Origin of the sequence: Rathayibacter tanaceti (assembly GCF_001634385.1) — a bacterium.
GTDB classification, from domain to species: Bacteria; Actinomycetota; Actinomycetes; order Actinomycetales; family Microbacteriaceae; genus Rathayibacter; species Rathayibacter tanaceti.
Window position 1 is genome coordinate 1 of record NZ_LIIN01000060.1, and the last position, 19,075, is coordinate 19,075.

Here is a 19,075-nt window from a genome sequence, read left to right on the forward strand (position 1 = left end):
CGGTGCCGGCCAGCTGCTCGGCGGTGAGGATCTCGGCGCAGGCGGGCACTGTCGCGGTCACCGGCTCGTCGAGCGTGCCGCGCGCACCGGCCGCCGTTCCTGTCGCGAGCGCCACCAGGTCCACGTCGGAGGGGGCGCCGCGCAGCTGCAGAGACACCCAGGTGGTGTCGGCGAGCAGGTCGACGTCGCAGCTGCCGTCGGTGCACGACCCGTAGGCCTCGACGTCGGTCGCGAGCCGCACGCCCGGCCGTCCGACGAAGGCGTCGGCCGCGCCCTCTGCCGCTGTCGCCGTGATCGAGGCGTCCTCGTCGTACCATGCGCAGCGGAGCAGACCGCCGTTCTCTTCCGCCGCCTCCCGGATCAGCTCGCCCGAGGAGCGCACCGACACCTCCCGGCTCCCCTCGAGGGTGCTGCGGGTCACGCCGAGGGCGGTCGCGGCGCGGGAGGCGGGCAGCAGCGAGTCGCAGCCCAGCCGACTCGACGCGATCGCCGAGGCCGTCGGAGTGCCGGCCGAGGGAGTCGGAGTGCCGCTGGACGTCGCGGTCGGGCTCCCCGTGGTGGCGGCGTCCGGCTGTGGAGCCGACGTGCAGCCGGCGAGAGCCGCCAGCAGGGCCAGGCCGGTGACGGCGAGGCGGGCCCTCATGCCGACAGCTCGCGCTCGACCGCGGCCGCGAAGGCGTCGATGTCGTCCTCCGTGGTGTCGAAGGAGCAGACCCAGCGCACCTCTCCGGTGGCCGGGTTCCAGTCGTAGAAGCGGTAGGCGGTGCGGAGGCGGTCGGCCACGCCCGCCGGCAGAGTCGCGAACACGGCGTTCGCCTGCGTCGGCTGCGTGAACGCGAGCCCGGTGATCCGACCGGCCGCGAGCGCCTCCTCGAGCTGCGAGCGCAGCCGCGCCGCCATGGCGTTCGCGTGACGCGCCGAGCGCAGCCACAGCGGCTCCTCCTCGTCGCCGTCGCCGAGCAGCGCGAGCAGCTGCGCCGAGATGAAGCGCATCTTCGACGAGAGCTGCATGTTGGTCTTGCGGAGGAAGGTCAGCCCGCTGGACGCCTCCGGATCGAGCACGACGATCGCCTCGCCGAGCAGGATGCCGTTTTTCGTACCGCCGAACGAGAGCACGTCCACCCCGCGTCGGTGGTGAAGGAGCGCAGCGGCTCGCCGAGCGCGGCGGCGGCGTTCGCGATGCGGGCGCCGTCCATGTGCAGCCGCATGCCGCGGGAGTGCGCGTGATCGGCGAGCGCTCGCACCTCCTCCGGCGTGTAGACGGTGCCGAGCTCGGAGGACTGCGTGATCGAGACTACGAGCGGCTGGGCGCGGTGCTCGTCGCCGAAGCCCCACGCCTCCTCGTCGACCAGCGCGGGAGTGAGCTTGCCGTCGGGCGAGGCGACGGTGAGGATCTTGATGCCGCCGACCTTCTCGGGCGCGCCGCCCTCGTCGGAGTTGATGTGCGCGGTGCCCGCCGAGACCACGGCACCCCAGCGCGGCAGCATCGACTGCAGCCCGGTCACGTTCGCGCCCGTGCCGTTGAAGACCGGGAACGCCTCGGCCTGCTCGCCGAACTCGCGGCGGAACGCCTCCTGCAACCGCTCGGTGTAGACGTCCTCGCCGTAGGCGATCTGGTGCGCTCCGTTGGCGGCGGCGATCGCGGCGAGGACCTCGTCGTGCACTCCGGAGTAGTTGTCGGAGGCGAAGCCGCGGACGTCGGGATCGTGCAGAGCGCTCATCCCTCCATCCTCGCAGGCCCTCGCCCGGAGGAGCCCCGGCGCCCTCCGTGCCCTCCGCGGGCCGCGCGTGTTTCGGGCAGGTGAACTGACGACGACCCGACGGCCGATTGTCGTCAAGAAGTTGGTATCGGCTGAGAGGCAGGCCACTCTTGACCTATGCGCATGGACACCTCGGGAGCCGTTCGCGACATGCCCGCCCCTCCCGGGGTGGACGAGATCGCGGCCCGCTTCGGAGACCCCGTCCTCGCGTTCGCCCCGCAGCCGCGCCTCGAGGAGTTCGCTGCGGCGCAGACGATGGCCCTCGGTCGCTTCGTCGAGATCTCGCTCTCGTACTCGTTCTTCAAGAACCCGCGCAGCCGGGCCGATCCGGTCAACCACGTCCCCCTGACCGCGGAGCAGAAGCGGGCGATCGAGCGGGCCGAGAACGATCACCTCCCGCCGTGGATGGTCGATCAGGTGACGCGCATGCGGTATCCCGTGCTCTGGGAGGCGGTCCGCACCTCCGTGCCGATCCCCGCCGAGCGCAGCAGGCCGCTGGAGTCGCGGCTCGCCGCGCACATGGGCGACGTGCTCCGCAACACCTTCCCGGGTCGGGTGCGCAGCCGCCGCGGCGGCATGCCGGTCGTTGCTGCCGCTCTTCGCGACGAGGACGTCGTGCGCGGCGTCCCCGTGATCGTCGACGGCGAGGCGATGCGCGGCTACCGCGTCGACACGGACCCGGACGTGGTGGTGATCGGGGCGCGGGTCGACGGACGCTACATGACCGTCGTGCTCGACCGGAAGATCGTGCCCGACATCCGGATGGAGTTCGTCCGACGCATCCCGCCGCGAGCCTCGCCGACCCGGCGCTGAGGGCCTCCACCGCAGGCCGCCCCGAACGCCGCAGCGGTGCCTCCACCGGCCGTACCCGTCCACATCGGGTGCGCCCTACGGTCGCCCCGGCACCGCGATCCCGTGCTCGTAGGCGAAGACGACCGCCTGGATCCGGTCGCGGACCGCGAGCTTCATCAAGATCTTCGACACGTGCGTCTTCACCGTGGCCTCGCCCACGAACAGCTCGGAGGCGATCTCGGCGTTCGACCAGCCACGCGCGAGATGCACCAGGACCTCCCGCTCGCGGTCGGTCAGCTCGGCGAGTCCCGGCGGCTCGGCGGAGGGCCGGGCCGGCTGCGCGGCGAAGCGCTCGATCACGCGGCGGGTCACGTCGGGCGTCAGCATCGCGTCGCCGCGGGCGACCACCTGCACGGCCTCAACGAGCTCCTCCGGCGAGGCGTTCTTGAGCAGGAACCCGCTCGCTCCGGCCGAGAGCGCGTCGAACAGGTAGTCGTCGCGGTCGAAGGTGGTCAGGATCAGCACCCGCGAGCGGAGCCCGGGATCGGCGACGATCTCGCGGGTCGCCGTGAGGCCGTCGAGGCCGGGCATCTGCACGTCCATGCAGATCACGTCCGGGCGCAACTCCAGGGTGCGCTGGATCGCCTCGAGGCCGGTGCGGGCCTCTCCGACGACCTCGATCCCCGGCTCCGACTCGAGGACCATGCGGAAGCCTGCGCGAACGAGCTCCTGGTCGTCGACCAGCAGGACGCGGATCTGCTCGGTCATGTGCGGCCCCCGCTCGCTCGCTCGTGGCGCCCCCACGGCGTCTCGGTCGACGCTACCGGGTTGACGCCCGGCTCCTCGACGCCCGCCCGGGAGGGCGAGAGCGGCACTCGGGCGTGCACGAGGTAGCCTCCGCCCCGCGGCCCCATCTCGATCGTGCCGCCGACCGCTGCGGCGCGCTCGGTCATCCCGGTGTGACCCAGTCCGCAGGAGGCCGGCGTACCCGGGTGGGGACCGCTGCCTCCGTCGTCGGCGATCTCGAGCTCGACCGCGTCGGGGGAGTAGCGGAGGCGCACCTCGGCGTGGGCGCCCGGCCCGGCGTGCTTGCGCACGTTCGTGAGCGACTCCTGGGCGATCCGGTACAGGCTGAGCCCGACGGTGGCGGGGATCGCTCGGGGTGTGCCGAGGGTGCGGAACGCGGTGGGCAGTCCGGATCCGTCTGAGGCGGCCACCAGCTCTTCGAGCTGGGCGACCCCGCGGGTCGAGGCGGAGTCGGTGAGCGGGTTGGGTGCGGCGTCCTCGGCCCGCAGTGCGATCAGGATGCGGTGCAGCTCCTCGATCGCCGAGCGGGCGTCCCGTTCGATGGCACTGAGCGACGCGGCCGCCTTCTCGGGGTCGCGCGCCAGGACCCGCCGCGCTGCACCGGCCTGCACTCCCATCACGCTGACGTGGTGCGCGACCACATCGTGCAGCTCGCGCGCGATGCGCAGCCGCTCCGACGACACCGCCTGCCGCGAGGAGCGCTCCCGCTCATCATCGAGCTCGGCCGTGCGGGCCTCGAGCGCCTCCAACTGCCGCGCCGACTGCCACGAGGCCTCGCCGAAGACGTAGGCGCTGCCGAAGTAGAGCAGGTTCGACACGACGGCGAGCGCCGACTCCGCGACGTAGGGCGAGAGCAGCCCGGCGGAGTCGTGGCTCGGCACCGCGCGGCCGAGCCAGTCACCGGTGACCAGCGAGACCATCAGCCAGCCGAGCAGCGCGATGGCGATCACCACCCGCACGACGAGGGCCGCGCGGCGATCGCGACCCCACGCTCCCACCGTGTACAGCGCCAGGAAGAGGCAGATCTGGTTGAACAGCGACTCCGGCACCTGGAGCACGAGCCCGAGCGTGTAGACCGCGGAGATGCCGAGCGCCACGGTGGCCGGGAACCGACGCCGCAGAGCGAGCGGGAGTGTCATCAGGACTGCCCAGTGCGCACTCACGATCGGGTGCGCTGCGTCGGGGAACCCGGCGGAGGTGTAGAGGGCCACGGAGGCGAGCGTCGCCACCAGCAGCATCCCGGCACCGATCGTGTCCTGCACGTAGCCCAGGCGGCGGGGCGCGCGGCGCGTCCACCCCGGGGCGAACGGATCTGCGCCGGCACCTGAGGACATGGGCCCCACGCTAACCGACGGTCGACGGGGAGCGGCCGGGCGGGCGCCTCCGATGCGCACCGCTCCGACCGCGCCGCGCCTCAGTCGCGCCCGGTGATGCCCCTGGTCGACGCGATCACGTCGCCCATTTTCTTGCCGAGTGCCTCGTAGAACATCGAGAGAGGGAACTCGTCGTCGAGGACCGCGTCCGTCAGGCCGCGCGGGGCGCCGAGCAGCACGTCGTCCGGCAGGCCGCGCGCCCAGGCCGACGCAGGGTGCGGAGTCAGCGTCGCCGAGATCAGCGCGTGCGCCGCCAGCCAGTGCGCCGTCTTCGGACGGTCGATCGAACGCCAGTAGAGCTCGTCGATCGCATCCGAGAGCGCGACCACCACGTCGGCGACGCCGTCCCACTCGAAGGCCAGGCGCGTGTCGGTCCAGTGCAGGACGCCGTGTTGGTGCAGCCAGGCGAAGAGCAGCTGGCCGCCGAGGCCGTCGTAGTTGCGCGTCCGTGATCCGGTCAGGGGGAAGCGGAAGAGCCGGTCGAAGAGGATCGCGTACTGGACGAAGCGCGCGCGCTCGGCGAGCGCCTCTTGTTCGGCGTCGCGGTGATCGAGCGCGGCGAGGCGTCTCCCGATCGCCACCGACTCGCGGAACGCGGTGAGGTCGCAGCGCAGCTCCTCCAGCGAGTAGAGGAAGAACGGCATCCGCTGTTTGATCATGAACGGGTCGAAGGGCAGGTCGCCGCGCATGTGAGTGCGGTCGTGGATGAGATCCCACATCACGAAGGCCTCCTCGGTGAGGCGCTGGTCGGCCAGCAGGCGCCGGGCGTCCTCGGGGAGCTCGAGCCGAGTGATCTCCGCGGCCGAGGTCACCACTCGCCTGAAGCGGGCGGCCTCGCGGTCGGCGAAGATCGCACCCCAGGTGAAGGAGGGGATCGTGCGCATGGCGACGGTCTCGGGGAACAGCACTGCGCTGTCCGTGTCGTAGCCCTCCGTGAAGTCGAGGAAGCGCACGGGGACGAAGAGCGCGTTAGAGTACTCGCCCGCTTCCAGCTCGGCGACGAAGCGCGGCCAGACGACCTCGACCAGGACGGCCTCCACGTGCCGCTCGCGGCTGCCGTTCTGCGTGTACATCGGGAAGACCACCAGGTGGCGGCGCCCGTCGACGCGGTCGAGCTGCGGCTGGAACGCGGTGAGGGAGTCGAGGAAGTCCGGCACTCCGAGACCGTCGGTGCTCCACCGCTCGAAGTCGCCCACGAGCGCATCGAGGTAGGCGGAGTCGTGCGGGAACACGGGAGAGAGGGCGCGGATCCCGGCGATCACCCTGGCGACCTCGCTTCGGGCCTGATCCAGGTGCACGGGATCGGCGAGCGAGCCGTCCTGCGCCTGCAGCGGATGCAGCGCGGATGCGGCGGCCTTGAGGTCGAGCCAGGCGGCGGACGATTCCACGCGGTCCTCGACGACCTCGGGTTCTCCGACGACGGTGCTCTGCACGGCTTGCGACATGGTGATCCTCCTCACGCTGGTGATCCTGGGTGGAACGAGCCGGAGACGGCTCTGCGTCGAGCGTATGGTCTCCCGCGCGCGCTTTTCTTGCGTCCCGGCGGAATGACGCCGCGCGGTCGACGGCGACGCGCACGTCTGCGCCATCCCCCGACAGGTACGGTCAGGCCCCGCCCAGCCCGCTCGCAGATCCGGACCCCCCGTCCGGGTCTAGATTTCTTGATGCTCTGTCATGGCTCGCTGAACGGGTCGATGATGGAGCGACGCCGTTTCTGCATCCCGAGTGCGGAGACAACCGATCGACACACCACGCCGAACACCCTGACGGCGCGGCGGGATCGGCGAGCCATCCTGAGAGAGAGGATCGGAGCGCGTGACGGGACCCGAACCCGGAAGCGACCGCACGACAGCCAGCATCGACCACGACCTCGAGAACCTCCGTCTGCTGCCCTGGCCGCAGGTGGACGCCTCCCTCCTCCGCGACATGCTCGCGGAGACCGGGGGCGGACTCGAGAGCGAGAGCGAGCTCCTCGTGCGCCACGACCGCTACCTGCGCGGCTGGGCGGACGGCGATGCGTTCTTCTACGTGGTCGAGCTGGACGGCGTCTCCGTCGGCTCCATCGGCTATTGGTACGGCGCCTCGCGAGGAGTGGTCGCCTACGAGGCGGCCTGGAGCATCGCTCCGCACGCCAGGGGCATCACCGCGCAGTCGGTGCGCCTGCTGCTGGCGGAGGCGGCGGCGTTCCCCGCGCCGCGCTTCGTTCACGCGTTCGTGCCGGTAGGCGACTCCGACGACAGCGCGGTCTGCGTCGAGGTGGGCTTCGATCGCGTCGACGTGGTCGAGGCGGGAGATCCGCCGAGCCTCTACGCCGACTGGGCGTTCGACCTCGCCGGGGCCTCCTGAGCGCTCCGGCGGCTGCACCCTCCGGCGGCTGCACGCTCTGGGGACTGCGCGGCTGCACCCTCCGGCGACTGCCTAGGGTGGAGTCGCCGCGCCGCGCCCGCGCCGGCCGCTGACGAGAGGAGTGCCCCGTGGAGGGAGTGCTCACCGGCTTCTCCATCATCGGGGTGGTCATCGCGGTCGGCTACGTGATCGCCCGGTTCCGGATCGTGCCCCCCGAGAGCCGCCTCGTGCTCTCGCGCATCGCGTTCTTCGTGACCACGCCCGCGCTGCTGTTCACCGTGCTCTCGCGGGCGGACGTGACCGTGCTGTTCTCGTCGTTCCTGCTGGTGTCGTTCCTCACCGTCGTGACCGTCGCGCTGCTCTACGTGCTGGCCTCGCGACTGTTCTTCCGTCGTCCGCTGGCGGAGACGGTGGTCGGCACCGCCGCCTCCTCCTACGTCAACGCCAACAACATCGGCCTGCCCGTGGCGATCTATGTGCTCGGAGACCCGCAGTGGGTGGCGCCGACGCTCCTGATGCAGTTGACCGTGCTCGCGCCGACGATCCTCACGCTCCTCGACGTCTCGACGAGCGGACGGACCTCGGTCGGCGCCATCCTCACCCAGCCTCTGCGCAACCCGATGATCATCGCCTCCGCCCTCGGCCTCGTGGTCGCGGTCACCGGCGTCGAGGTCCCCGAGCCTGTGCTGCAGCCGTTCTCGATCATCGGCAACGCCTCCATCCCGCTGGTGCTGATGGCGTTCGGCATGTCGCTGCGCGGGCAGCGGCCCCTGGAGGCGGGGCGTCGCGGATCGAGGTGATCGTCGCCTCGGTGCTGAAGTCGCTGGTGATGCCGGCGGTCGCGCTGCTGCTGGGCCTGTTCGTCTTCCGCCTCGACTCCGAGCACCTCTTCGTGGTCACCGTGACCGCCGCCCTGCCGACCGCGCAGAACATCTTCACCTTCGCCTCACGCTACGACCGGGGCATCGCCGTCGCCCGCGACACCTCGCTGGTGACCACGGTCGCGGCGGTGCCGGTGCTCATCGTCGTCTCGCTCCTTCTGGGCTGATCGCCGGGCCGCCGGGCTGATCCAGAGGGCCCCGCGCGCCCCTCGTCCCGGACAGTCGGTCGTGGCGCGCGCGCCGTCGCACAGCGCCGAGCATCGCTTAGGCTCTCTGCAATGAGCACCACGACGTCCTCCTCCCGCCGCGCCTCTGGCAGATCGCGCCGTCGTCGTCGGGGCCTCTGGATCACGCTGACCGTCCTCCTGGTCCTGCTCATCGCCGCCGTGGTCGCCGTGCTGCTCGCCGTGCGCACGTACGACAAGGCGATGACGGTCCGGGACAAGCTCACCGAGGCGATCCCGCTGGTGTCGCAGGTGTCCGACAAGCTCACGTCGTTCGATACCGGAGGAGCCGAGGCGACGGCCTCGCAGATCGCGGCGCTCACCGGCGACGCCCGCAACGAGACCGACGACCCGGTGTGGCGGATCATGGAGGTGGTGCCCTACCTCGGCCCCAACCTGTCGGCCGTCCGTGCGGCGACCGAGATCGCCGACGACGTCTCGGGCAAGATCGTGACTCCGCTGTCGACGACCTCGCTCGACATCCTCAAGCCGGTCGACGGCCGCGTCGACCTCGGTGCGATCACCGAGCTCTCCCAGAAGATCACCGTCGCCAAGGGCGTCGTCGACCAGGCGCAGACCCGCGTCGGTGGGATCGACCGCAGCCCGCTCGTGCCGCAGGTCTCGTCGGCCCTCGACTCCTTCGCCCCGCAGCTCCAGACCGCCACCGAGGCGATGGCCCAGGTGGAGCCGCTCACGGCGATCCTCCCGGACTCACTCGGCGCCTCCGGCCCGCGCCACTACCTCGTGCTGTTCCAGAACCTGGCCGAGGCGCAGGCGCTCGGCGGCGGTGCCTCGTCGGTGATGCAGCTCGACGTCGACGGTGGCATGATCTCGATCGGCCAACAGCAGGCCAGCACCGACTTCAGGAACCTGGATCCCGTGACGGTCGACAAGAGCGCGCTGGACACCTTCGGCAGCAACCTCGCGACGACCTTCAACGTCTCCACCAGCCGTCCGGACTTCCCCACTGCCGCGTCGATCGCTTCACAGTTCTGGGCGCAGAAGTTCCCCGACCAGAAGATCGACGGCGTCCTGGCGATCGACCCGGTCGCGCTCTCCTACCTTCTCGGCTCGACGGGCCCGGTCACCCTCACCGACGGCACCGAGCTCACGAGCGAGAACGCCGTCTCCATCCTGCTCAACCAGATCTACTTCCGCTATCCGGCCTCGGTGGTCGGTGAACGCACCGACGAGTTCTTCTCGGAGGCGAGCGCGACGATCCTCGGCAAGATCCTCGGTGGCGATATGGAGCCGACGAAGATGCTGCCCGCGATCGTGAAGGCGGTCGACGAGAGCCGCATCCTCGCCTACAGCGCGGACGGCGACGAGCAGGCCCTTCTGGCTCCGACCCCGATCGCCGGGGTGCTGCCCACCGCGAACTCCGACAGCACGACGACCGGCGTCTTCTTCCAGGACGCGTCGATCGGCTCCAAGATGGACTACTACCTGCAGACGGCCGTCACCCAGACGAGCGCCGACCGTTGCGCCGCCTCAGGAGCGACCTTCACCACCACGGTCACGCTGACGAACACCATCTCGCCGGCCGTGGCCCGGACACTCCCCCCGTACGTGGCGGCGAACAACGGCACCGGTCGGTTCCCGCGCGGCGACTTCCTCACGAACGTCTACGTCTACGGTCCCCCCGGCACGACGACAGCAAAGTCGGAGACGCGGTGGTCGGACACTCTCGGCGAGCGCGCACTGGTGTACGAGCCGGGAGGCGACCTCGGCCGACCCGTCGCGCGCGCCAGTGTGCAGCTCGCGCCGGGCGAGTCGACGACCGTCACCATCACGTTCTCGGCCGGCGAGACAGCGGGATTCGCCGACCAGGCCGTGCGCGTCACTCCGATGATCAACCCGACGGCGGTGACACTGAGCGACGAGCCGTCCTGCGGATGACCTCGACCCCCGGCCCGGCCTCGGCGCCGAGGGCGTGTCTGACAGTGTGCGGGTCCAGAGGGTGATGGCGTGGAGGATGGCGGCGGCTCGGTAGGCGAGGGCGAGGTTGTCGTAGCGGGTCGCGAGGCCGCGCCACTGCGTGAACAGGGTGAATCCTCGCTCGACGACGTTGCGGCCTCGATAGTCATCGGCGTCGAACGCGGGCGGACGTCCGCCCTCGAGCCGCAGCGTGTGCGGTGGCCGATCTGATCCGAGGGCTGCGGGATCACGGTCGTGATCCCGCGGCGTCGCAGGAGCGAGCGGATCGCTCGGGGCGAGGAGGCCTTGTCGCCGCGCAACGTGTCGGGCGTCGTTCGCGGCCGGCCAGGACCCGGGCGGGCGACGCGTAACTGAGCCAGCAGGGTCGGGAGCATCGGCGAATCGCCGGCCTGTCCGGCGGTGCACGCGATGACCAGGGGTCGTCCGGCGCCGTCGACGAGGTGGGGGTCTTCGTCGTCAGCCCGCCTCGGGAGCGGCCGATCGTGTGATCAGGCGGCTCGATGCTCGAATTCGTGTAATTCGATGAAGCCCCCCGTGACACGGGTGAGGTTCGTCGCGTGCTGATGCGCGCGAGCGATCGTCGAGTCCACCGACACCGACCACTCGATCAGCCCTTCCGCGTCCGCCTGGGCAAGCAGCCGTTCGAGGATCCTGTCCCAAGCGCCCTTGAGCGGGCTGAGGACTATCGCGTACGCCTGCTCTCCCTCATCTGGGCGACGAGACTCCTTCGCGAGCTGAGCCACACGAAGGACGAAGGTGCCGTCCTCGTCGCAACCAATTGGGCGTTGAACGCCGTCTACGACCTCTCCGAGGCCTACTGGATCCGCGTCGCAGGACCGAAGAAGCCGCCGCTGGCAGAGCAGGACGAGCACCTCGCCTCCCTTACCCCGGCCGCCGGCGAGAGGATCGGCGGCCTCCTTGCTGTGCGCGGCGCCATGACCCACCGGCTGGTCCGCTCGAGCACCCGGGATCTGGGGTGGTCCATCAAGCGCATCTCGGGTAGTCACGAGATCTGGGCCAGTGAGGACGGGAAGGCTCTCGATCCCGTCCCATGGAGGCAAGGTGTCGCCGGGCGTCGTCCGGCAGATCATCAAAGAGATCCCATCCGCACCGAACGAATGGCGCCAGGAGAACATCATGAGCACCCAGACCAGCACCCGCGTCGTGCGCGCGATCGCCACCCGCGAGGGACAGTGGTGGACGATCGCTCTCCCCGACCTCGAGACGGTCACGCAGGCTCGACACGTGCGCGAGATCGACCCCATGGCTCACGACCTCGCCGCGCTCTGGCTCGACGTCGACGCTGCGTCGGTCACCATCGACCTCACCATCGAGATCCCCGAGGACGCACGCGCCGCATGGGAGGCGGCGAAGGCGAAGGACGCGGAGTCGAAAGAGATCGCGAAGCAGGGCGGCGACCTCGCCCGCCAGGCCATCAAGCTCCTGCGCGCGCGACATCAGCAACAGCGACGCCGCCGGTCTGCTCCGCATCAGCAAGCAGCGCGTCAGCCAGCTCACACACTCCTGAGCCCTCGCGCTGCACTGAACGCAGGAGGCCCCGAGCATCACGCTCGGGGCCTCCTGCGTTGCGGCTCCCGCTAGAACAGGGACGGTTGGTTTTCGTCGATGCCGGCGACCGCGGCGGCCATGCGTTCACGATCCCAGCCGTGTTCGTGCAGCACGGTGCGCAGGTCGCGGGAGGGTTGCGCGCGTTGCTGCAGGGCGACGCCGCGTTGGCCGAGCGCGGTGGAGGGTCCGGCATAGCGGCCGCGGCGGGAGCGGTCGAGCATGTTGTCGCGTCCGGTGCCTTCGCGCAGATGCGACACCGCGGAGTCGACGTCCGCGTGCACGCAGAGCGGTACGTCCCGAACAACGTCCCCGGACATCACACCTAGCCAGCGCTGAGCCGGGGATCGAGCTGGTGACGAGCCAGGAGGCGAGGAACGCCGTGCCGGTGCAGAGCGCGAAGCCGACGATCGGGATCCAGAACGCGCGGCGGCCGACGAGGTAGCGCACGACCGTCACACCGACGGCGATGAGCGCGATGACGGGCGGGCCGATCAGCGCGATCGAGACGCCCCAGTCGATGCGATCGAAGTCGCACGCGAAGTTCTGGCCCTCGCACTGGGCCGGGAAGACGGCGAGGATCGCGGCGAGGTAGCCGAGCACGACCGCGAGCAGCCCGAGCCCGAGGCAGCCGAGGACCGAGAGGACGAGGTCCCATCGGCGGCGGCGGGGCCTGCCCGCGGCGACCACCTCTCGGACCGAGCGGTACGCCTCCGTCCGCAGGTCGTCTCGGGCGGCGGAGGTGCGTGGCGCCACGGGGCGCCGAGCCGGCGGCCGCGGCGAGCCCTGCGCCTGCGCGCGCTTCTTCTTCGACGAGGCCATGATCAGAAGATCATCGGGCGATCGTCGTCGAGCGTCGTCTCGAGGTCGAGGTCGACCAGCACCGGCACGTGATCGCTCGGCGCGTCTCCCTTGCGCTCGTCGCGGTGGATCGAGGCGCCTGTGACGAGTTCGCCGAATGCGGTCGAGCCCAGGACGAAGTCGATCCGCAGGCCCTCGTTGCGCGGGAAGCGCAGCTGCTTGTAGTCCCAGTAGGTGTAGCCCTCGGGGACCAGCGGGCGGACGACGTCGCGCAGGCCCGCCGCCTCGAAGGCGGCGAAGGCCCGGCGCTCCGGAACGGAGACGTGCGTGGATCCGGGCCCCAGCGACGGGTCGCCGACGTCGCTGTCGAGCGGAGCGACGTTCCAGTCGCCCATCAGCGCCAGCGGGAGCCCCGGCTCGGCGGCGAGCCAGTCGCGAGTGCTCGCCTCCAGGGCGGCGAGCCACTCGAGCTTGTAGTGCCAGTGCGGATCCTCGACGGCCCGGCCGTTGGGGACGTAGAGGCTCCAGACGCGCACACCGTCGATCGTGGCGCCGATCGCCCGCGCCTCAAGGGGGAGGCTGCCGTCGGCCGCCGGCTCCTTCGCGAAGCCGGGCATGCCGGGGAAGCCGACCTCGACGTCCTCCAGAGGCAGGCGGGAGGCGATGCCGACTCCGTTCCACTGGCTGAGGCCCACCATCTCGACGTGGTAGCCGGCATCCGCGAAGGCTCCGTGCGGGAACTGCTCGGGCTTGCACTTGAGCTCCTGCATGGCGAGCACGTCGACGTCCTCGCGCACGAGCCAGTCGACGACGCGGCCGGCGCGGGCCCGGATGGAGTTCACGTTCCAGGTGGCGATGCGCATCCCGGAAGTCTAGAAGCCGCCACCGGCGCGTCTCCTGCGCGCCCTCCCCCCGACGGCGGATTGCGGAACGGATGTCGGTGGTCGATGGTTGACTTGACCCATTCGGTGGCGGCCGCGATCCGCGCCGTTCGATCGCCTCCGGACACGCCTCGCGGTCTCGCCCGCCGCCCGACCGCGGGGCTCCCGGAGCCCGCCTCCCGTCCCCTCTCGCCCACTCACGTCTCGCCCACTCACGCACCCCGCTCCTGCTCCGCCCCCCGTCCGGAGGACCCATGATCCTGCTCCGTCTCGCGTCGTCCTACGCGAAGCCCTACCTGCGCTGGGTGGTGGCGGTCGTCGTGCTCCAGCTCGTCGCGACGCTGGCCGCCCTCTACCTGCCGAGTCTCAACGCCGAGATCATCGACCAGGGCATCGGGCAGGGCGACACCGACTTCATCTGGGCCACCGGCATGACCATGCTCGGCGTCTGCCTCGTCCAGGTCGCCGCGGCCATCGGCGCCGTCTACTTCGGAGCGCGCACCGCGATGTCCGTCGGCCGCGACCTGCGCCGCGACGTGTACCGCCGCGTCGATTCGCTGAGCGGGCTCGAGGTCGGCGGCTTCGGCACGGCCACCCTCATCACCCGCGGCACGAACGACGTGCAGCAGGTGCAGATGCTCGTGCTGATGACCCTCAACTTCATGGTGTCGGCGCCGATCATGTGCGTCGGCGGCATCGTCTTCGCCCTCCGCGAGGATGCGGGTCTCTCGTGGCTGGTCTGGGTGTCGGTGCCGCTGCTGTTCGTCGTGGTCGGCTTCCTGGTGTTCCTGCTGCTGCCGCTGTTCCGCCTGATGCAGGACCGGATCGACGGCATCAACAGCGTCCTCCGCGAACAGATCACGGGCATCCGCGTGGTGCGCGCGTTCGTGCGCGAACCGTTCGAGTCCGAGCGGTACCGCAGGGCCAACACGGCGATCACCGAGGTGTCGATCAAGGTCGGCAACGTCTTCGTCCTGATGTTCCCCGCGATCATGATGATCCTGCATCTCGCGACCGCCGCCGTCCTCTGGTTCGGCGGCCAGCGGGTCGACGCCGGCCAGATGCAGGTCGGCTCGCTCACCGCGTTCCTGCAGTACCTCCTCCAGATCCTCACCGCCGTGATGATGGGGGTGTTCATGGTGATGATGATCCCGCGCGCCGTCGTCTGCGCCGAGCGCATCCAGCAGGTCCTCGATGCGCGCACCAGCCTCACCACCCCCGCGGGGGGCGTCGCCGCGCCGACCGGCGGGCGCGTCGAGTTCTCGGGAGTCACCTTCGGCTATCCGGGGGCCGAGCGCCCGGTTCTTGCGGGCATCGACATCGTCGCCGAGCCCGGCCGCACCACGGCCGTCGTCGGCTCCACCGGAGCCGGGAAGACGACCCTCCTCGGCCTCGTCCCCCGCCTGTTCGACCCGCAGGAGGGCTCGGTCACGATCGACGGCGTGCCCGTCTCCTCGCTCGACCGCGCGCAGCTCGCTCAGGTGATCGGCCTCGTGCCGCAGCGCCCCTACCTCTTCTCGGGGACGATCGCGTCGAACCTCCGCTTCGGGCGGCCGGATGCGACCGACGCCGAGCTCTGGGAGGCGCTGCGCATCGCCCAGGGCGAGGACTTCGTACGGAGCAAGGAGCACGGCCTCGACGAGCCGGTCTCGCAGGGCGGCACCAACGTCTCGGGAGGCCAGCGCCAGCGGCTCTGCATCGCGCGGGCCCTCGTCGCCCGGCCGCGGGTCTACCTCTTCGACGACTCGTTCTCGGCGCTCGACGTCGCGACCGACGCCCGGCTCCGGGACTCGCTCGCCGAAGCGACCACCGATGCGACCGTCGTCATCGTCGCGCAGCGGGTCTCGACGATCCGCCACGCCGACCAGATCGTCGTGCTCGACGCGGGCCGCGTCGTCGGCCGCGGTACGCATGACGAGCTCCTCGAGACGAACGCGACCTACCGCGAGATCGTCGAATCCCAGCTGAGCGTCGAAGGAGTGTCCTGAGATGGCGCGCGCACGAGAGACCGCAGCCACCGAGGCCGAGCCCGATTCGCCCGCGCCCGATTCGCCCGCGCCCGATTCGCCCGAGCCCGATTCGCCCGCGCCCGAGTTCGAGCCCGGTGAGGGCGACGGAGGGATGTTCGGCGACGGGCCGCCCGCCCGCAAGGCCCAGAACTTCTGGCCGTCGGCGAAGCGCCTCTTCGCCCTGCTCGGGCCGGAGCGCGCCCGGATGATCCTCGTGGTCGCCCTGGTCTCGCTCTCGGTCATCCTCACCGTGATCGCCCCGAAGATCCTGGGGCAGGCGATGGACGCGATCTTCAACGGCGTGATCGGCTCGGGGCTGACCCCCGGGGTCCCACTCGAGCAGATCATCCAGGAGCAGCGGGCCGCGGGCAACGACACCTTCGCCGACATGCTCTCGAAGACCGACATCGTGCCCGGCGCGGGTATCGACTTCGTGGTTCTCGGGCGGCTCATCGTCATCGTGCTGCTGATGTACGTGATCGCCTCGGTGCTGATGTGGGCACAGGGCTACATCCTCAACGGGATCGTGATGCGCGTCGTCTACGGCCTCCGCCAGGACATCGAGGCGAAGCTCAACCGGCTCCCGCTGCGGTTCTTCGACACCCGGCAGCGCGGCGACGTCATGTCGCGCGTCACGAACGACGTCGACAACATCCAGACCGCGCTCCAGCAGGCTTTCTCGCAGCTCGTGCAGTCGGTGCTGACGATCATCGGCATCACGGCGATGATGTTCATCGTCTCGTGGCAGCTCGCGCTGATCGCCCTGATCTCCATCCCGCTCTCGGCCGTGATCGCCGGAGTGATCGGTGCCCGCTCGCAGAGGCTGTTCGCCGCGCAGTGGAAGAACACCGGCGCGCTCAACGGCCACATCGAAGAGACGTTCTCGGGCCTCGAGATCGTCCGCGCCTTCGGTCGCGACCGGGAGATGCTCGAGGAGTTCGACCGCCGCAACGACAGCCTCTACTCCGCGTCGTTCGGCGCACAGTTCGTCTCGGGCATGATCATGCCGGCGATGACCTTCGTGTCCTACCTCTCCTACGTGCTGATCGCCGTCGTCGGCGGCCTGCGGGTCGCCTCCGGGCAGCTCACCCTGGGCGATGCGACCGCCTTCATCCAGTACTCGCGCGAGTTCACCCAGCCGGTGACCCAGTTGGCGAGCATGGCCAACATGCTGCAGTCGGGGGTCGCCTCGGCCGAGCGCACCTTCGAGCTGCTCGACGCCGACGAGCAGGAGCCCGAGACCGCCACGGCGTCGCTCCCGAAGCGGACCGACGGCCGGGTGGAGTTCGAGCGCGTCTCGTTCTCGTACGACCCCGAGCAGCCGCTGATCGACGAACTGACCTTCTCGGCACAGCCCGGGCAGACCGTCGCGATCGTCGGCCCCACCGGAGCGGGCAAGACCACGCTGGTCAACCTGGTCATGCGCTTCTACGAGCTCACCGGCGGACGCATCCTGCTCGACGGCGTCGACATCACGAGCCTCGCGCGCGGCGACCTGCGCTCGCGGGTGGGCATGGTGCTGCAGGACGCCTGGCTCTTCCAGGGCACCATCCGCGAGAACATCCGCTACGGCAGGCTCGACGCGACCGACGACGAGATCCTCGACGCGGCGAAGGCGACCATGGTCGACCGGTTCGTCCGCCAGCTGCCCGACGGCTACGACACGGTGCTCGACGCCGACGGAGGCAGCGTCTCGGCGGGCGAGCGCCAGCTCATCACGATCGCGCGCGCGTTCCTCGCCAACCCGTCGCTGCTGATCCTCGACGAGGCCACCTCCTCGGTCGACACCCGCACCGAGCTGCTGGTGCAGCACGCGATGAACGCGCTCCGCACCGACCGCACGTCGTTCGTCATCGCGCACCGCCTGTCCACCATCCGCGATGCCGACACCATCCTCGTGATGGAGTCGGGCCGGATCGTCGAGCAGGGAGCGCACGAGGCGCTGCTGAAGCGCCGCGGTGCGTACTACGACCTCTACATGACGCAGTTCCGCGGAGGCGGCGACGCCGCGGAGGAGCGCGACGCCGAGGCCGCGCTTCCGGGCGGCGGAGGGACCGCACCGTAGAGTAGGCGCGTGACCGACGCACGCCAGCAGCTCATCGAGTACATCGGCTCCGACGCCGTCTTCCACGGGGACTTCACCCTGACGAGCGGCAAGAAGGCCTCCTATTACGTCGACCTCCGGCGGGTGAGCCTCGACCACCGCGTCGCTCCGCTGATCGGCCAGGTCATGCTCGACCTCATTGAGCCGATCGAGCGCGTCGACGCGGTCGGCGGTCTGACGATGGGGGCCGACCCGATCGCCTCCGCGATCCTGCACCAGGGCGCGGTCCGCGGCCTCTCCTACGACGCCTTCGTCGTCCGCAAGGAGCCGAAGGACCACGGCCGAGGCCGCCAGGTCGAGGGCCCGGACCTCGAGGGCAAGCGCGTCGTGGTCGTCGAGGACACCTCCACCACCGGCGGCTCCCCGCTGAAGGCCATCGAAGCGCTGCTGACGGTCGGAGCCGAGATCGCCGGCGTCGCCGTGGTCGTCGACCGGGCGACCGGTGCGCGCGAGATCATCGAAGACGCCGGGTACCCCTACTTCGCCGCGATCGGTCTGGCCGACCTCGGCCTGAGCTGATGGTCGACGACGGCGAGCGCGACGGCTCCCCAGACGCGGAGAGCACCGAACCGCACGAGCCCGAGCGCCAGGTCGGCGGGAGCGAGTGGCTCCTCCAGCAGCTGAGCGGCGGGCGGCTCAAGAGCATCCTCGACTCGCCCCGCCGGGCTCCAGCGGCCCCGGAGCCCGGGACGCCCGCGCAAGCCGTAGAGCCTCCCGCCGCGCCCGAGGTGCCCCTCACCGCCGACCCGGAGCCGTCGGCCGCACCGGACATCCCCGCCGACGCGTCGGCCTCGGAGGCGGCGGACGACCCCGCGGCGCCACCCCGCCGTCGTGCCCCCCGCGGCACCGGTCGGACTCTGGCCCGGAGAGCCGGTCCAGAGCGAGACGCCTCCCGCTGAGCAGACTCCGGAGGGGACCGAACCCGTCGAGGCCGACGCAGCCGCGATGCAGGACCTCGCCGCAGCGGATCCGATTCCGACGCGGTCCCCGCTGCCCCGCACCGAGGCTGCGGCCGGCCCATCCGGCGAGCCCCATGACGATCCCGAGACGCCGACCGCCGACGCCGAGGACGACTCGGCCGCCCGCCGGCCCGGGCACGCGTCCCCCACCCTCCCGACGCTGCCCGAGACCGAGCCATCCGCCGATCCTCCGGCAGCACCCGATCTCCGCGATCCCTCGGAGCAGCCGATCGACGGACGGCCCGCGGGCGCGACCCCGCCGACTCCCCGCGAGCCCGCTGCTCCCGCCGTCTACCAGTGGCCGGACCCGCGTGCCACCTGGGACGAGCCGCCCGTCTGGGAGGAGATCGTCGCCCCGCGCGACGACCCCGAGGACGACGGCGGCGACGAGGAGCTCTGGCGCGAGACCGCAGACTCCTACGCGTGGAACCTCGAGCCGGCGGTGCAGCCGGAGAAGCCGGCCGAGGCCGCTCCGTTCCGGACCGCAGCGGCTGCCGAGCACGTCAACTCCGCGTCCTCGCGCGCCGCTCAGGCTCCGCAGGGGCGCCGCGCTTCCGCCGCGCGCACCGAGTCCGGAGTCCGTGACGCCGACGCGTCGACGTCGGGGCCGTGGGGCTGGCGCACCCTCAGCCGG

14 protein-coding genes and 4 pseudogenes are annotated in these 19,075 nt (G+C 70.9%); 10 read left to right on the plus strand and 8 right to left on the minus strand.

Going from position 1 to position 19,075, the window contains the following annotated elements; translation table 11 throughout:
- Positions 1–643 (minus strand): annotated as a pseudogene (locus ACH61_RS08830) (hypothetical protein); the annotation flags it as partial.
- Positions 640–1,721: pseudogene (locus ACH61_RS08835) on the minus strand (threonine aldolase family protein). The pseudogenes ACH61_RS08830 and ACH61_RS08835, both read right to left, overlap by 4 nt.
- A 156-nt stretch (positions 1,722–1,877) precedes the next feature.
- Here ACH61_RS08835 and ACH61_RS08840 point away from each other — a divergent pair.
- Positions 1,878–2,573, plus strand: coding sequence for a hypothetical protein (locus ACH61_RS08840; protein WP_132504666.1), 696 nt, complete (start codon positions 1,878–1,880; stop codon positions 2,571–2,573).
- Between the two features lie 75 nt (positions 2,574–2,648).
- On the opposite strand, the gene ACH61_RS08845 is transcribed toward ACH61_RS08840, so the two are convergent.
- From ACH61_RS08845 to ACH61_RS08855, 3 genes are all read right to left on the minus strand, one after another.
- Positions 2,649–3,320 carry a response regulator gene (locus ACH61_RS08845; protein ID WP_068211238.1) on the minus strand — a complete coding sequence of 224 codons (672 nt, stop codon included), beginning with the start codon at positions 3,318–3,320 and terminating at the stop codon, positions 2,649–2,651.
- Positions 3,317–4,693 carry a sensor histidine kinase gene (locus ACH61_RS08850; RefSeq protein ID WP_068211241.1) on the minus strand — a complete coding sequence of 459 codons (1,377 nt, stop codon included), beginning with the start codon at positions 4,691–4,693 and terminating at the stop codon, positions 3,317–3,319. Before ACH61_RS08850 ends, ACH61_RS08845 begins: the two co-directional genes overlap by 4 nt.
- Positions 4,694–4,773: 80 nt before the next feature.
- A complete protein-coding gene (locus ACH61_RS08855) occupies positions 4,774–6,177 on the minus strand; it encodes a DUF6421 family protein (protein ID WP_068211244.1) in 1,404 nt (467 codons plus the stop codon).
- Between the two features lie 370 nt (positions 6,178–6,547).
- Here ACH61_RS08855 and ACH61_RS08860 point away from each other — a divergent pair, with 370 nt between their 5' ends.
- The 4 genes from ACH61_RS08860 to ACH61_RS08870 all read left to right on the plus strand — a co-directional run bounded on the left by ACH61_RS08860 (position 6,548) and on the right by ACH61_RS08870 (position 10,082).
- Positions 6,548–7,078 carry a hypothetical protein gene (locus ACH61_RS08860; protein WP_068211247.1) on the plus strand — a complete coding sequence of 177 codons (531 nt, stop codon included), beginning with the start codon at positions 6,548–6,550 and terminating at the stop codon, positions 7,076–7,078.
- 128 nt (positions 7,079–7,206) lie between these two features.
- Positions 7,207–7,878 (plus strand): AEC family transporter, encoded by a 672-nt coding sequence (locus ACH61_RS08865; RefSeq protein ID WP_330220148.1) that lies wholly within the window; start codon positions 7,207–7,209, stop codon positions 7,876–7,878.
- Positions 7,875–8,126 (plus strand): AEC family transporter, encoded by a 252-nt coding sequence (locus ACH61_RS19035; RefSeq protein WP_330220149.1) that lies wholly within the window; start codon positions 7,875–7,877, stop codon positions 8,124–8,126. The genes ACH61_RS08865 and ACH61_RS19035 overlap by 4 nt, the downstream gene beginning before the upstream one ends.
- A 111-nt stretch (positions 8,127–8,237) precedes the next feature.
- Entirely contained in the window at positions 8,238–10,082 is a 1,845-nt protein-coding gene (locus ACH61_RS08870; protein ID WP_068211251.1) for a DUF4012 domain-containing protein, read from the plus strand.
- A 30-nt stretch (positions 10,083–10,112) separates the two neighbouring features.
- Here ACH61_RS08870 and ACH61_RS18345 read toward each other — a convergent pair.
- Positions 10,113–10,789 (minus strand): annotated as a pseudogene (locus ACH61_RS18345) (IS5 family transposase); the annotation flags it as partial.
- A 469-nt stretch (positions 10,790–11,258) separates the two neighbouring features.
- Here ACH61_RS18345 and ACH61_RS08880 point away from each other — a divergent pair.
- A complete protein-coding gene (locus ACH61_RS08880; RefSeq protein ID WP_132504672.1) occupies positions 11,259–11,723 on the plus strand; it encodes a hypothetical protein in 465 nt (154 codons plus the stop codon).
- Here the strand turns inward: ACH61_RS08880 and ACH61_RS08885 are convergent.
- A complete protein-coding gene (locus ACH61_RS08885; RefSeq protein ID WP_068211257.1) occupies positions 11,720–11,971 on the minus strand; it encodes a hypothetical protein in 252 nt (83 codons plus the stop codon). The genes ACH61_RS08880 and ACH61_RS08885 overlap by 4 nt on opposite strands.
- A 540-nt stretch (positions 11,972–12,511) precedes the next feature.
- Positions 12,512–13,351, minus strand: coding sequence for an exodeoxyribonuclease III (locus ACH61_RS08890; RefSeq protein WP_068211260.1), 840 nt, complete (start codon positions 13,349–13,351; stop codon positions 12,512–12,514).
- 272 nt (positions 13,352–13,623) lie between these two features.
- Here ACH61_RS08890 and ACH61_RS08895 point away from each other — a divergent pair, with 272 nt between their 5' ends.
- The 4 genes and pseudogenes from ACH61_RS08895 to ACH61_RS08915 all read left to right on the plus strand — a co-directional run.
- On the plus strand, positions 13,624–15,357 hold the full coding sequence (locus ACH61_RS08895) for an ABC transporter ATP-binding protein (protein WP_068211263.1): 1,734 nt from the start codon (positions 13,624–13,626) through the stop codon (positions 15,355–15,357).
- A gap of 1 nt (position 15,358) precedes the next feature.
- On the plus strand, positions 15,359–17,443 hold the full coding sequence (locus ACH61_RS08900) for an ABC transporter ATP-binding protein (protein ID WP_068211266.1): 2,085 nt from the start codon (positions 15,359–15,361) through the stop codon (positions 17,441–17,443).
- Between the two features lie 9 nt (positions 17,444–17,452).
- Positions 17,453–18,001 (plus strand): orotate phosphoribosyltransferase, encoded by a 549-nt coding sequence (gene pyrE / locus ACH61_RS08905; protein ID WP_068211268.1) that lies wholly within the window; start codon positions 17,453–17,455, stop codon positions 17,999–18,001.
- 312 nt (positions 18,002–18,313) lie between these two features.
- Positions 18,314–19,075, plus strand: a pseudogene (locus ACH61_RS08915) (hypothetical protein); the annotation flags it as partial.